This window comes from Pseudomonas sp. DrBHI1 (genome assembly GCF_002205115.1).
Taxonomy (GTDB): Bacteria; Pseudomonadota; Gammaproteobacteria; order Pseudomonadales; family Pseudomonadaceae; genus Aquipseudomonas; species Aquipseudomonas mosselii.
Map to the genome: position 1 here is coordinate 50822 of NZ_NIBE01000069.1, position 13646 is coordinate 64467.

At 66.0% G+C, this 13646-nt stretch carries 11 protein-coding genes and 1 pseudogene; 5 read left to right on the forward strand and 7 right to left on the reverse strand.

The genetic code is table 11. The features are described 5' to 3' along the window. The 7 genes and pseudogenes from CC207_RS27665 to mreB form a co-directional block, all read right to left on the reverse strand. Nucleotides 1–151 (reverse strand): annotated as a pseudogene (locus tag CC207_RS27665) (carbon-nitrogen hydrolase family protein); the annotation flags it as partial. A gap of 12 nt (nt 152–163) precedes the next feature. Continuing rightward, nucleotides 164–3979 carry a YhdP family protein gene (locus tag CC207_RS15690; protein WP_088852374.1) on the reverse strand — a complete coding sequence of 1272 codons (3816 nt, stop codon included), beginning with the start codon at nt 3977–3979 and terminating at the stop codon, nt 164–166. A gap of 82 nt (nt 3980–4061) precedes the next feature. Beyond that, nucleotides 4062–5519 carry a ribonuclease G gene (gene rng / locus CC207_RS15695; protein ID WP_028689643.1) on the reverse strand — a complete coding sequence of 486 codons (1458 nt, stop codon included), beginning with the start codon at nt 5517–5519 and terminating at the stop codon, nt 4062–4064. A gap of 81 nt (nt 5520–5600) precedes the next feature. Then, complete coding sequence (locus CC207_RS15700) at nt 5601–6200, reverse strand: nucleoside triphosphate pyrophosphatase (RefSeq protein WP_028689642.1); 600 nt, start codon at nt 6198–6200, stop codon at nt 5601–5603. Between the two features lie 32 nt (nt 6201–6232). Further along, nucleotides 6233–6721: a rod shape-determining protein MreD gene (gene mreD, locus CC207_RS15705; RefSeq protein ID WP_028689641.1), complete on the reverse strand. Its 489-nt coding sequence runs from the start codon at nt 6719–6721 to the stop codon at nt 6233–6235. Beyond that, nucleotides 6721–7698 carry a rod shape-determining protein MreC gene (gene mreC, locus CC207_RS15710; RefSeq protein ID WP_028689640.1) on the reverse strand — a complete coding sequence of 326 codons (978 nt, stop codon included), beginning with the start codon at nt 7696–7698 and terminating at the stop codon, nt 6721–6723. The genes mreD and mreC overlap by 1 nt, the downstream gene beginning before the upstream one ends. A 221-nt stretch (nt 7699–7919) precedes the next feature. Continuing rightward, on the reverse strand, nt 7920–8957 hold the full coding sequence (gene mreB / locus CC207_RS15715) for a rod shape-determining protein MreB (RefSeq protein WP_003255163.1): 1038 nt from the start codon (nt 8955–8957) through the stop codon (nt 7920–7922). A 203-nt stretch (nt 8958–9160) separates the two neighbouring features. Between mreB and gatC the strand changes: the two genes are divergently transcribed. The 5 genes from gatC to CC207_RS15740 form a co-directional block, all read left to right on the forward strand. Then, nucleotides 9161–9448 (forward strand): Asp-tRNA(Asn)/Glu-tRNA(Gln) amidotransferase subunit GatC, encoded by a 288-nt coding sequence (gene gatC, locus CC207_RS15720; protein ID WP_028689639.1) that lies wholly within the window; start codon nt 9161–9163, stop codon nt 9446–9448. Nucleotides 9449–9463: 15 nt separating this feature from the next. Then, nucleotides 9464–10915: an Asp-tRNA(Asn)/Glu-tRNA(Gln) amidotransferase subunit GatA gene (gene gatA / locus CC207_RS15725; RefSeq protein ID WP_028689638.1), complete on the forward strand. Its 1452-nt coding sequence runs from the start codon at nt 9464–9466 to the stop codon at nt 10913–10915. Between the two features lie 11 nt (nt 10916–10926). Next, on the forward strand, nt 10927–12372 hold the full coding sequence (gene gatB / locus CC207_RS15730; RefSeq protein ID WP_028689637.1) for an Asp-tRNA(Asn)/Glu-tRNA(Gln) amidotransferase subunit GatB: 1446 nt from the start codon (nt 10927–10929) through the stop codon (nt 12370–12372). A gap of 55 nt (nt 12373–12427) precedes the next feature. Continuing rightward, nucleotides 12428–12832: a septal ring lytic transglycosylase RlpA family protein gene (locus CC207_RS15735; protein WP_036985909.1), complete on the forward strand. Its 405-nt coding sequence runs from the start codon at nt 12428–12430 to the stop codon at nt 12830–12832. A gap of 79 nt (nt 12833–12911) precedes the next feature. Continuing rightward, a partial coding sequence (locus CC207_RS15740) for a calcium/sodium antiporter (protein ID WP_371916467.1) occupies nt 12912–13646 on the forward strand: 735 nt, incomplete at its 3' end.

A 13646-nucleotide genomic window follows, 5' to 3' on the forward strand; every position in this document is an offset into this window, starting at 1 on the left:
CCGCGTCGCGACGGCCCATGGCGGCGAAGTTCTCCGGCAGCACCGCCAGGCGCGCGCCACCTGCGGCGGCCTGCTCGAGCAGTGCCGTGGCACGTTGCAGGTTGGCCAGCACATCGTCCTGGCTGACCATCTGGATCACAGCTGACGTCATGACCACCCCAGGTTATTTGTCGAAAGGTTTCACAAAGGTGATTTTAGGCTCTTTGACCGGACCTTCGACGCGATAGTGCACACTGGCGAAACGCGCCACCCGGTCACCGATCAGGCGGTCGACCAGGAACAACGCGCCACCGATCGCCGGCGCGCCGACGATCAGCGCGGCCAGCGGCAAGTTGTTGGTCACCGGCAGCGTCACCAACAGCTTGGCATCGATCCGATCACGGACAAAATCCATGGTGCCGTCGAGCTCGAAGTTGCTCGACGGCCCGGTGACGGTGATCGGCTCACGGGTCACGTAGACCCCTTCGCTGGCCACCAGCAACCCCTTGACCCGGTCATAGGCCAGGCCCTTGCTGAACAGGTCGGAGAAGTCCAGGCGCAGGCGCCGGCCGATGGAGTTGAAGTTGAGCAGCCCGAACACCCGCAAGGCCTGGGCGCTGCCCTCGACCTCGACGAACTGGCCACTGCGCAACGCCGCGTCGAGGCTGCCGGAGTAACGGTTGAGGCTGACCCAGGCCGGCGAGCCCGGCCAGCGGCCGTCCACGTCCATGCGGAAGTCGCGGCTGGTGACGGTAGGCGCGAAGCCCCAGGCCTTGAGCACATCCCCCAGGTTCTTGCCATCCAGCCGGCCCTTGTACCAGCTCGAACTGCTGCCCGGCTCCCCTTCCCAGCCACCGCTGCCATCGATGTGCAGGCCCTTGAGGTCCAGGTCGATATCGTTCATGGCCATGCCTTTGGGCGTCTGGCGCAGCTTCAGGTTGGCGCTGCCGAACAGGTCGTCACCGCGGTACAGCTTGTCGATGGTCAGGTCCAGCGGCGGCACCTTGCGCGGGTCGACCCCGGCCAACGGATCCGGCGCATGTTCGTCCTGGGCTTCGTTCGGGTCGGCGGGCGGCAGACGCAGGCTCTGCAGGCGGATGGTCATGGGCGTGACCTTGGCATCGGGAATGCGCGCGTTGCCGATGACTTCCTTGCTGTCCAGGCGCAGGTCCCAGGCCGGACCGCCGCGCATCAGGCGGATCACCGCCTGGTTGAGGTCCATGCCGAAGGCCTTGAGCTGGCCGATGCTCAGGTCCACGCTCTGCAGGTTCTGCCGGGCGCTGCCGCCCGGGTCCTTGCCGGCCAGGCGCTCCATCTGTTGCTGCCAGGGCGCCAGGTCCAGGGTCTCGAGCCGGCCACGCACACGCAGGCCCTGGCCACTTGGGAGGCTGGCGTCGCCCGTACCCAGCAACAGTTCGCCACGCCCCTGGGCCAGCTTGTCGGCGGGCGCGGCGTAGGCGAAGCGGGCAAGGTCGGCGTAGCTGGCGTCGATGCGCCGCTCGGGGCCTTGCAGGGTCAGGCCGAGGCGGCTGTCACGGGTTTCCCCGGCGGCCTTGCCAAAGGGGGCCGGCAAGTCGATGGCCAGGCCCTTGAGCGAGGAGCTGACACTCAAGCGGTTGTCTCGGCCGCCGAATGTCACCTGCAACTGATAGGGCAACTCGCCCGAGGCCGGCAGCGGCTGCTGGTACTGCAACCAGTCAGTCAGGACCTTGAGGCCGACCTGGCCGTTTGCGTTGATGCGGGTCTGAATCTGCCCGCCCTGTCCTTCGGCGGTGATCTGCGCGGTCACCGGCTTGCCGAAGGCATGCAGGCTAATGCCGTTGCCGCTAAGGCCCTTGTCGAAATCGAACGTGAAATCGCCTTTGAGCTGGGTCAGTTCCAGGCTTGGCGGCGCCACTTTCAGGGTTGCGTCGCTGGTCGAGAAGTCCACCAGCACCTTGGGCCGTTGCCCATGGGCCAGGGGTATATCGAGCTTGACCTTGCCTTTGAGCGGGCCTTCACCCTCCCAACCTGCAAAGATCTCTCCCGTGCCGATGGGCGCCTCCTTGAGGATCTTCAGGCCATCGCCAAGGCTGCCGTCGAAGTCTCCGTCGAGGAACAGGTGGCTGTGCTGGTCGCCCTCGACATGGGGAATGTCGACACTGACATCGCTGACCCGAGTGTCCAGCAGCAGCCCTTTGCGGGCGTGGATGCGCACGCCGGTGTCTTCGATGTAGACATTGCCGTCGACCTGCTGCACCTGCGGCCAGCCCGGCTGGAAATCCAGCGCGGCGTCGTGGACCTTGAAGAACAGGCTGATATCGCGGGCATGGGGCGGCGCATTGTGGTGCAGCGAGCCCTGGTACTGGAAGTAGCCCTCGTCGACATTGCCCTTGACGATGGCGCTGCGCAGCCATTCGTCCAGGGCCGGGCTGAGCACCTCGGGCAGGTACTTGGCGGTGTAGCGACCGTCGCCCTCGGTGAGGCCGACGCGCAGGTCCATGTAGTCTTCATGGCCCGGTTGCAGATGGATGCGAATCAGGAAGTCCGCGGCGATCTTGCCCTCGTCACCCAGCACCTTGATGTAGGGGGCGACCAGGGTGAAGGCTTCCTTGTCCAGGGTCCAGGTCAGCCGCGCGTTGGCTTTCGGGTAATGCCAGGGTTTGCCGAAGATCGGATACAGATGCAGCATGAAGGCCTGGGTATCCAGGCGCAGTTCGCCGTGCCCGAGGTCACCGCTGATGGCGCCGCTGACGTTGCCGGCGGCCGGCGCGCCGTGATAGGCGTCGAAGCCGACTTTCTCCAGGTTGGCGGCGAACTGCAGGCGCTGGTCGCCCTCGGCCTTGGGGCGGATGTCCAGGCGCACGTTGCGCAGGGCGCCGGTCACCTTGAGCGCGTCGACCACCGTCATCAGCTTGTCCGGCAACGGCGCCAGGGCGTCGATCACCGGGGTCAGCGGGGTCAGGTCGAGGCGATCGGCCTGCACCTGCCAGCTTTCCTCGGCCGGGCTCTGGCCAGGACGCTGCGCCAGTTGCAGGTGCGACTCCCAGCGGGTCTTGCCCAGGCTCATGGCCAGGGAGTCGACGACGACGTCAAAGCCCTGGTCCTGGCGCTGGAACCAGGCCGACAAGGCCAGGTTGTCCAGGGTAATGGCCTTGCGCCCGGTGTAGGCGCCCTTGAGCTGCGGGGCGTTGAGGCGAACCATCGCCTGCTGCAACTGCCCCTTGCTCCAGTCGATCCAGAACTCGCCACCGGCACGCAGGGTGTCGGCCTGCCACTGGCCCAGCAGCTGCGGCGGCAGCCAGCGCGCCCAATCGCTTTGTGGCAGGCTCAGGTAGGCCTGCACGCGGCCGTCGCGCCAGGTCCTGGCGGTGGCGCGGCTGTTCAGGCTAAGGGCCAGGGGCTGGCCATCGGGCAGCGTGGCGCGCAGGTCGACGCTCTGGCGCGACGCTCCGGCCTGCAATCCCAGGCTGACATAGGTGAGGGTCAGAGGATCGCGCTGCCACGGATGCAGGGTGACCTGGCTGTCGAATACATCGATCCGCCCCAGTTGGCGCAGGCGCTTGAGCACATCGGCCGGGTCGAGCGGCGCATCATCCTGCTGCGGCAGGCCTTCGAGGGTCCAGGCGCCCTGCTCGCGTTCGCGCAGGATCAGTTGCAGCCCACTGAGCTGGATGCGCGCCAGGCGCACTTCGCGGGCCTTGAGGCTGGCCCACAGGTCGGGCACCAGCTTGACGTCGTCCAGGCGCAAGGCCGCCTTGCCTTCGCCCAGCTGCAGGTCGCGCACGCGCAACACCGGCGCCAGGCCACTCCAGCGCCCTTCCAGGGCACCGACGTGCACGGGCATGCCCAAGGCCTGTTCGGCCTTGAGTTCGGCGTCGGCACGGTATTCGGCGACCAGGGGTACCAGTTGCCGACCGAGGCTGACATACAGCGCCACCAGCACCGCCAGCAGGGCGCAGATCCCCAGCCCCCAGCGGGTCAAGGCGCCCAGAACGCGGGTCAGACGTTCCATGGCCATGGCCCTCCAAGTCGTCCCTTAACTATGGCCGGTGAATAGCGATTTGCCAGCCCGTCCATGGGGCGACCGCCTTTAGCGAAGGTCAGAGCAGCACCACATCATATTGTTCCTGGGAATACATGGACTCCACCTGGAAGCGGATGGTTCGCCCGATGAACGCTTCCAGCTCGGCGACGTTGCCCGACTCTTCATCGAGCAGGCGGTCCACCACTTTCTGGTTGGCCAGTACCCGATAGCCCTCGGCCTGATAGGCGCGGGCCTCGCGCAGGATCTCGCGGAAAATTTCGTAACAGATCGTCTCGGGGGTTTTCAGCTTGCCGCGCCCCTGGCACGCCGCGCAGGGCTCGCACAGCACCTGCTCGAGGCTTTCGCGGGTGCGCTTGCGGGTCATCTGCACCAGGCCCAACTCGGTGATGCCGATGATGTTGGTCTTGGCATGGTCGCGTTCGAGCTGCTTTTCCAGGGTGCGCAGGACCTGACGCTGGTGCTCCTCGTCCTCCATGTCGATGAAGTCGATGATGATGATCCCGCCGATATTGCGCAGGCGCAGTTGTCGGGCAATGGCGGTAGCAGCCTCGAGGTTGGTCTTGAAGATGGTCTCTTCGAGGTTGCGATGGCCGACGAACGCCCCGGTATTGACGTCGATGGTGGTCATCGCCTCGGCCGGGTCGACCACCAGGTAGCCGCCGGACTTGAGCGGCACCTTGCGCTCGAGGGCGCGCTGGATCTCGTCTTCCACGCCATACAGGTCGAAAATCGGCCGCTCGCCGGGGTAATGCTCCAGGCGATCGGCGATCTCCGGCATCAGCTCGGCGACGAACTGCGTGGTCTTCTGGAAGGTTTCCCGCGAGTCGATGCGGATCTTCTCGATCTTGGGGTTGACCAGGTCACGCAGGGTGCGCAGGGCCAGGCCAAGGTCCTCGTAGATGACCACGGGCGCCCCGCAGGTCTTGATCTGCGAACCGATCTGCTCCCACAGGCGGCGCAGGTAGCGGATGTCCTGGAGGATGTCCTCGGCGCGGGCGCCCTCGGCGGCGGTGCGCAGGATGAAACCACCGGCGTCCTTCATGTCTTCCTGGGCCATGCAGTCGGTGACCACCTGCTTGAGGCGCTCGCGCTCGGCTTCTTCCTCGATCTTCAGGGAAATGCCGACATGGCTGCTGCGTGGCATGTACACCAGGTAGCGCGACGGAATCGACAGCTGGGTGGTCAGGCGCGCGCCCTTGCTGCCGATGGGGTCCTTGGTGACTTGTACCACCAGCGCCTGGCCTTCGTGCACCAGCGCGGTGATGTTCTCCACCGCCGAGCCTTCGCGCTGGGAGATCTCCGAGGCATGGATGAACGCCGCCCGCTCCAGGCCGATGTCGACGAATGCCGCCTGCATGCCCGGCAGGACCCGCACCACCTTGCCCTTGTAGATGTTGCCGACGATGCCACGGCGTTGGGTGCGCTCAACGTGCACCTCCTGCAGGACGCCGTTCTCCACCACCGCCACGCGTGACTCCATCGGGGTGATGTTGATCAGGATCTCTTCACTCATGGCAGGCTCTCGTCAAAGGTCTTGGGTAATGATGGATCGCTGCGGGATGGCTGGCTAGGCTCGGTACGAAATGTAAAGGCCCTAGCGCGGTGTCGTGTCCTCTTGCTGCTGCCAACAGGGGATGGCGAACTGTTCGAGCAGCTCGGCAGTCTCGCTCAGGGGCAGGCCGACCACGGCCGAGTAGCTGCCTTCGATAGCGCTGACGAACACCGCGCCCAGGCCCTGGATGGCATAGCCGCCGGCCTTGTCGACCGGTTCGCCGCTGTCCCAGTAGCGCAGTGCTTCCTCGAAGGAGATGGTGCGAAAACGCACGGTGGTGCTGACGCAGCGGCTGATGCTGCGCTGGCCGTCAGTCAGCGCCACGGCGGTGAGCACCTGGTGCTCGCGCTTGGACAGGTCGCCAAGCATGGCCAGCGCCTGCTCGCGGTTCTCCGGCTTGCCGAGGATCTGGCCATCGAGCACCACGGTAGTGTCGGCGCCCAATACCACCCCGGCGCCGTCGGTGTGGGCGAAGCCCGCCACGGCCTTGGCCTGGGCCAGGCGCTCGACATAGGCCGCCGGGGCTTCGCCCGGCAGCGGGGTTTCATCGATGGGCGCGCTGACGACGGTGAACGGCACGCCGATCTGGGTCAGCAGTTCACGCCGGCGCGGCGAACCGGAGGCCAGGTACAGCTGAGTCATATGGACATCTCCCTGTCAGTGGCGGCGGGTCGTCAATGAATGTGCAGGCGAACGCGCAGGCCGCGCAGGGCGAAACTCACCCAGGGCCAGAGCAGGGCACTGATCACCGCCGACCAGACCAGGGCCAGGGTCGGCAGGCGATTGCCGGTGAGCGCGCTCAGCCACAGCTGGATCAGCTGGGCGATGCCGAAGATCACCAGGATCACCAGGCTCTGCTGCCACATGGGGAACATGCGCAGGCGCTGCTGCAACGACAGCACCAGGAAGGTGATCAGGGTGAGAATCAGGGCATTCTGGCCAAGCAGGGTGCCGTACAGCACGTCCTCGGCCAGGCCGAGCAGGAATGCCGTGGTCATGCCGACCTTGCCGGGCACGGCGAGGGTCCAGAAGGCCAGCAGCAGGGCCAGCCACATGGGCCGGAATACTTCCATGAACTGCGGCATGGGCGAGACGCTGAGCAACAGGCCGATGGCGAAGGTCAGCCAGATGGCCCAGCCGTTTCTGCTACGGGTGCTGGCCATTATTGTCTCCGGGGTTGAGCCGGCGCGGCGGCCGGTTGGGCCGACGCCGGGCTGGCCGTCGTTGGCGCAGCCGCAGGCGCAGTACCTGGCGCGGGCTGCGCGGCATGGGCCGGCGCGGGTGTCGCGGGCGTGGCCGCTGGCGGAGTGTGGCCGGCGCCTTGGCGGTCGGCCTCTTCCTGGGCAATCGCCGCCTCGGTAGCGCGCTCTTCCGGGGTGCGTCGGTCGCTGAACACCAACAGCATGTAGCGGCTGCGGTTGAGCGCGGCGGTCGGAATGGCACGGACGATGGCGAACGGCTGGCCGGAGTCGTGGATCACTTCGTTGACCGTAGCCACCGGGTAACCGGCCGGGAAACGCTGGCCCATGCCGGAGCTGACCAGCAGGTCGCCTTCCTTGATGTCGGCGGTGTCGGCCACATGGCGCAGCTCGAGGCGCTCCGGGTTGCCGGTGCCGCTGGCGATGGCGCGCAGACCGTTGCGGTTGACCTGTACCGGAATGCTGTGGGTAGTGTCGGTGAGCAGCAGCACCCGCGAGGTGTACGGCATCAGCTCTACCACCTGGCCCATCAGGCCGCGGGCATCGAGCACCGGCTGGCCGAGGAACACGCCGTCGCGCTCGCCCTTGTTGATCAGGATGCGGTGGGTGAAGGGATTGGGGTCTACACCGATCAGCTCGGCGACCTCGACCTTCTCGTTGACCAGCGCCGAGGAGTTGAGCAACTCGCGCAGGCGCACGTTCTGCTCGGTCAGGGCCGCCAGCTTCTGCAGGCGCCCCTGCAACAGCAGGGCCTCGGTCTTGAGTTTCTCGTTCTCGGCGATCAGCTCGGTGCGGCTGCCGAACTGGCCGGCCACGCCTTGCCACATGCGCTGCGGCAGATCGGTGATCCAGTAGGATTCCATCAGCACCAGGCCCATCTGGCTGCGCACCGGCTTGAGCAGGTCGAAACGCGAATCGACCACCATCAGCGCGACCGACATCACCACCAGCACGAGCAGGCGAACGCCCAGCGAGGGGCCCTTGGAGAAAAGCGGTTTAATGGGCCGTTCCTCGTGGACGACTCAGAAGGTCATGGGACATGGAGCAATGCACCGGCCTGCTGCGGGTTGACGGAAACGGCGCCCGGGCGGGCGCCAGCACAGCGCATACAGGTAGCACTGTGCGTGCCACCTGTAAACCTGAGGATGCTACTGCGCAGCGATCACTCGCTGGAGAGCAGGTCCATGGCGTGCTTGTCCATCATCTCCAGGGCACGACCACCGCCGCGGGCGACACAGGTCAGCGGGTCTTCGGCGACGATCACCGGCAGGCCGGTTTCCTGAGCCAGCAGCTTGTCGAGGTCGCGCAGCAGCGCGCCACCACCGGTCAGCACCAGGCCACGCTCGGCGATGTCCGAGGCCAGCTCGGGCGGCGATTGCTCCAGGGCGCTCTTGACCGCCTGGACGATGGTCGCCAGGGACTCCTGCAGCGCTTCGAGCACTTCGTTGGAGTTCAGGGTGAAGGCACGCGGTACCCCTTCGGCCAGGTTGCGGCCACGGACGTCGACTTCGCGCACTTCGCCGCCTGGGTAGGCAGTACCGATTTCCTGCTTGATGCGCTCGGCGGTGGATTCGCCGATCAGGCTGCCGTAGTTGCGGCGCACGTAGGTGACGATGGCTTCGTCGAAGCGGTCGCCGCCGACGCGCACGGATTCGGCGTAGACCACGCCGTTGAGCGAGATCAGGGCGATTTCGGTGGTACCGCCACCGATATCGACGACCATCGAGCCGCGGGCCTCTTCGACCGGCAGGCCGGCACCAATGGCAGCGGCCATCGGCTCTTCGATCAGGAACACTTCGCGGGCACCGGCACCGAGAGCCGATTCACGGATAGCGCGACGCTCGACCTGGGTCGACTTGCACGGCACGCAGATCAGCACGCGAGGGCTAGGCTGCAGGAAGCTGTTTTCGTGCACTTTGTTGATGAAGTACTGCAACATTTTTTCACAAACGCTGAAGTCGGCGATCACGCCATCTTTCATCGGGCGGATGGCCGCGATGTTGCCAGGCGTACGGCCCAGCATGCGCTTGGCTTCGGTCCCGACTGCGACGACGCTTTTCTGGTTGCCGTGGGTACGGATGGCAACCACCGAGGGCTCATTCAGGACGATACCGCGCTCACGCACGTAAATAAGGGTGTTGGCAGTACCCAGGTCGATGGACAGATCGCTGGAAAACATGCCACGCAGTTTCTTGAACATGGGAAAGTGACCCTGGGGAAAGCGTGGGTAAAAAAGTGCGGCAAACTCTAACAATGGCAGGGATTTTGGGCAAGGAGCCAATATGTTAAATTGGCTGTTTTTCCGAGCATGCCTGCCGATGATCGCGGCCCTTTGACCGCCAGAATCCCAGCATGTTCCTCATTTGCGGACTCATTCCGTCTGTCGTTTTCCTGGAGATCCCCATGGCGCTTCAACGCTCCGACGTGGAAAAGATCGCCCATCTGGCCCGCCTGGGCCTGAATGAAGGCGAATTGCCACGCACCACCGATGCCTTGAACAGTATTCTCGGGCTGGTCGACCAGATGCAAGCCGTCGACACCACCGGCGTGGAACCCCTCGCCCACCCGCTGGAGACCACCCAGCGCCTGCGTCCCGACCAGGTCACCGAAAGCAACCAGCGCGACCGCTACCAGGCCGTTGCTCCGTCGACCGAGAACGGTCTGTACCTGGTTCCGAAAGTCATCGATTAAGGGATAGCGCCTGCCATGCATCAACTCACTCTGGCCGAGATCGCCCGTGGCCTCGCCGACAAGTCGTTCTCCTCGCAAGAACTGACCGGCGCCCTGCTGTCGCGTATCAAGCAGCTCGACCCGCAGCTCAACAGCTTCATCACCGTCACCGAGACCCAGGCCCTGGAGCAGGCGCGCGCCGCCGACGCCCGTCGCGCCGCCGGTGAAACCGGTGCGCTGCTCGGCGCGCCGATCGCCCACAAAGACCTGTTCTGCACCAACGGCGTGCGTACCAGTTGCGGCTCGAAGATGCTCGACAACTTTACCGCCCCGTATGACGCCACCGTGGTCGCCAAGCTGGCCGAGGCTGGCATGGTCACCCTGGGCAAGACCAACATGGACGAATTCGCCATGGGCTCGGCCAACGAGTCCAGCCACTACGGCGCGGTGAAGAACCCGTGGAACCTCGAGCACGTGCCGGGCGGCTCGTCCGGTGGCTCGGCCGCCGCCGTGGCCGCGCGCCTGCTGCCGGCCACCACTGGCACCGACACCGGCGGCTCGATCCGCCAGCCGGCGGCGCTGACCAACCTCACCGGCCTGAAGCCGACCTACGGCCGCGTGTCGCGCTGGGGCATGATCGCCTACGCCTCGAGCCTCGACCAGGGCGGCCCGCTGGCCCGCACCGCCGAGGACTGCGCCCTGCTGCTGCAAGGCATGGCCGGCTTCGACGCCAAGGACTCGACCTCGGTCGACGAGCCGGTGCCGGACTTCAGCGCCAACCTGAACGCCTCGCTGCAAGGCCTGCGCATCGGCCTGCCGAAGGAATACTTCGGCGCCGGCCTCGACCCGCGCATCGCCGACCTGGTCCAGGCCAGCGTCAAGGAGCTGGAGAAGCTCGGCGCGGTGGTCAAGGAAATCAGCCTGCCGAACATGCAGCACGCCATCCCGGCGTACTACGTGATCGCCCCGGCGGAAGCCTCCTCCAACCTGTCGCGTTTCGACGGCGTGCGCTTCGGTTACCGCTGCGAGGCCCCCAAGGACCTCACCGACCTGTACAAGCGATCCCGTGGCGAAGGCTTCGGCGCCGAAGTGCAGCGGCGCATCATGGTCGGTACCTACGCCCTGTCGGCCGGCTACTACGACGCCTACTACGTCAAGGCGCAGCAGGTCCGCCGCCTGATCAAGAACGACTTCATGAGCGCCTTCGAGGAAGTCGACGTGATCATCGGCCCGACCACGCCGAACCCGGCGTGGAAGATCGGCGCCAAGGCCGGCGACCCGGTCGCCGAGTACCTTGAAGACCTCTACACCATCACCGCCAACCTGGCGGGCCTGCCGGGCCTGTCGATGCCGGCCGGCTTCGTCGACGGCCTGCCGGTGGGCGTGCAACTGCTGGCCCCGTACTTCCAGGAAGGCCGCCTGCTCAATATCGCGCACCGTTACCAGCAAGTCACCGACTGGCACACCCGCGCCCCCAACGGCTTCTGAGGAGTTCACACATGCAATGGGAAGTTGTGATCGGGCTGGAGATTCATACCCAGCTCGCCACCCAGTCGAAGATCTTCTCCGGCAGCGCCACCACCTTCGGCTCCGAGCCGAACACCCAGGCCAGCCTGGTCGACCTGGGCATGCCCGGCGTGCTGCCGGTGCTCAACCAGGAAGCCGTGCGCATGGCGTGCATGTTCGGCCTGGCGATCAATGCCGAGATCGGCCCGCGCAACGTGTTCGCGCGCAAGAACTACTTCTACCCCGACCTGCCCAAGGGCTACCAGATCAGCCAGATGGACCTGCCGATCGTCGGCAAGGGCCACCTGGACATCGCCCTGGAAGACGGCACCATCAAGCGCATCGGCGTGACCCGCGCGCACCTTGAAGAAGACGCCGGCAAGAGCCTGCACGAAGACTTCAACGGCGCCACCGGCATTGACCTGAACCGCGCCGGCACCCCGCTGCTGGAAATCGTCTCCGAGCCGGACATGCGCAGCGCCAAAGAGGCAGTGGCCTACGTCAAGGCCATCCACGCCCTGGTGCGCTACCTGGGCATCTGCGACGGCAACATGGCCGAAGGCTCGCTGCGCTGCGACTGCAACGTCTCGATCCGCCCGAAAGGCCAGACCGAGTTCGGCACCCGCTGCGAGATCAAGAACGTCAACTCGTTCCGCTTCATCGAGCGGGCGATCAACAGCGAGATCCAGCGCCAGATCGACCTGATCGAGGACGGCGGCAAGGTGGTGCAGGAAACCCGCCTGTACGACCCGAACAAGGACGAGACCCGTTCCATGCGCAGCAAGGAGGAAGCCAACGACTACCGTTACTTCCCCGACCCGGACCTGCTGCCGGTGGTCATCGAGCCGAGCTTCCTCGACAGCGTGCGCGCCGCCCTGCCGGAGCTGCCGCCGCAGAAGGTCGAGCGCTTCCAGAGCCAGTACGGTCTGTCGGCCTACGACGCCAACGTGCTGGCCTCCAGCCGCGAGCAGGCCGACTACTTCGAGCAAGTGGTGAAGATTGGCGGCGACGCCAAGCTGGCCGCCAACTGGGTCATGGTCGAACTGGGCAGCCTGCTGAACAAGCTGGGCGTCGAGATCGACCAGTCGCCGGTCAGCGCCGAGCACCTCGGCGGTATGCTGCTGCGCATTCGCGACAACACCATCAGCGGCAAGATCGCCAAGACCGTGTTCGAGGCCATGGCCGCCGGTGAAGGCGATGCCGACGGCATCATCGCAAGCAAAGGTCTCAAGCAGGTCACCGACACCGGCGCGATCGACAAGATGCTCGACGAGATGCTCGCCGCCAATGCCGAACAGGTCGAACAGTACCGCGCCGCCGACGAGGCCAAGCGCGGCAAGATGTTCGGTTTCTTCGTCGGCCAGGCGATGAAAGCCTCGAAAGGCAAGGCCAACCCGGGGCAAGTGAACCAATTGCTCAAGGCCAAGCTCGAAGGGTGATCCCGATCGCGGGGCAAGCCCGCTCCCACGCCAGTGGGAGCGGGCTTGCCCCGCGATGATCAGCGGCAACAGCGGAGCATCCGACTTGCTAAGACGCGCCATCACCTCCCTCACCCTCTTCTCGCTCCTGGCCGGCTGCGCCAGCCATGACATCGACCCTCGCGGTTACGACCAGACCGGCACCGCCTCCTACTACGGCGCCCGCCACCACGGCAAACGCACCGCCAGCGGCGAACCCTTCAACCAGCATGGCCTCACCGCCGCCCACCGTAGCCTGCCCTTCGGCAGCCAGGTGCTGGTCACCAACCTTGCCAACCAGCGCAGCGTCGTGGTGCGCATCAACGACCGCGGCCCGCATACCCGAGGCCGGCTGATCGACCTGTCACGCGCCGCCGCAGAAAAAATCGGCATGCTCCGTAGCGGAACCGCGCGAGTCCGGGTACAAGGTCTGAGCGATTGACCTGACTGGAGCCCTCGCCATTTTCGACCTGGCCACCCTTCCCGCCTTCAGCCTGCTGCAACTGGGCCTGGGCCTCGTGCTGCTGATCATCGGCGCCGAACTGCTGGTGCGCGCCGCCCTGCGCCTGGCCGGTCGCCTGCATGTGCGCCCGCTGATCATCGGCCTGAGCCTGGTGGCCTTCGGCAGCACCGCGCCACAGCTGACCGTGAGCCTGCAGGCCGCCTACCAGGGCGCACCGGACGTGGCGGTGGGCAGTGTCGTGGGCAGCAACATCTTCAACGTGCTAGTGATTCTCGGCCTGGCGGCGTTGATCATTCCGCTGCGCGTGTCGCGCCAACTGGTGCGCCTGGACATCCCGCTGATGATCCTGGCCAGCGCCCTGGTGTACCTGCTCGCGCTCAACGGCCAGCTGGGGCGCCTGGAAGGTGGCCTGCTGCTGCTCGGCCTGCTGGCTTACCTGGCCATGCTCTGGCATCAGTCGCGCCACTACGCCCGCACCTACCCCGCGCCGAGCACCCTGCATGCCAGCCCGCTGCGCTTCTGGAGCGCTGCGGTGTTGCAGATCGTCGTGGGCCTGGTCCTTCTGAGCCTGGCTGGCCACCTGTTGCTCGAGGCGGTGGTGGAGGTGGCCACCGACCTGGGCCTGTCCGAACGCATCATCGGCCTGACCGTGGTGGCCGTATGCACCTCGCTGCCGGAGCTGGCCGCCGCGCTGATCGCGGCCCTGCGTGGCGAACGGGAGATCGCCGTGGGCACGGTGATCGGCAGCAACCTGTTCAACCTGCTGGCGGTGCTGGGGCTCACGGCGGTGATC

What these genes read in the sequence shown, in the direction of transcription:
- CC207_RS15690 (WP_088852374.1), bottom strand. Translation starts at nt 3,979, where the DNA reads ATGGCCATGGAACGTCTGACCCGCGTTCTGGGCGCCTTGACCCGCTGG.
- rng (WP_028689643.1), bottom strand. Translation starts at nt 5,519, where the DNA reads ATGAGTGAAGAGATCCTGATCAACATCACCCCGATGGAGTCACGCGTG.
- CC207_RS15700 (WP_028689642.1), bottom strand. Translation starts at nt 6,200, where the DNA reads ATGACTCAGCTGTACCTGGCCTCCGGTTCGCCGCGCCGGCGTGAACTG.
- mreD (WP_028689641.1), bottom strand. Translation starts at nt 6,721, where the DNA reads ATGGCCAGCACCCGTAGCAGAAACGGCTGGGCCATCTGGCTGACCTTC.
- mreC (WP_028689640.1), bottom strand. Translation starts at nt 7,698, where the DNA reads ATGTCGGTCGCGCTGATGGTGGTCGATTCGCGTTTCGACCTGCTCAAG.
- mreB (WP_003255163.1), bottom strand. Translation starts at nt 8,957, where the DNA reads ATGTTCAAGAAACTGCGTGGCATGTTTTCCAGCGATCTGTCCATCGAC.
- gatC (WP_028689639.1), top strand. Translation starts at nt 9,161, where the DNA reads ATGGCGCTTCAACGCTCCGACGTGGAAAAGATCGCCCATCTGGCCCGC.
- gatA (WP_028689638.1), top strand. Translation starts at nt 9,464, where the DNA reads ATGCATCAACTCACTCTGGCCGAGATCGCCCGTGGCCTCGCCGACAAG.
- gatB (WP_028689637.1), top strand. Translation starts at nt 10,927, where the DNA reads ATGCAATGGGAAGTTGTGATCGGGCTGGAGATTCATACCCAGCTCGCC.
- CC207_RS15735 (WP_036985909.1), top strand. Translation starts at nt 12,428, where the DNA reads ATGATCAGCGGCAACAGCGGAGCATCCGACTTGCTAAGACGCGCCATC.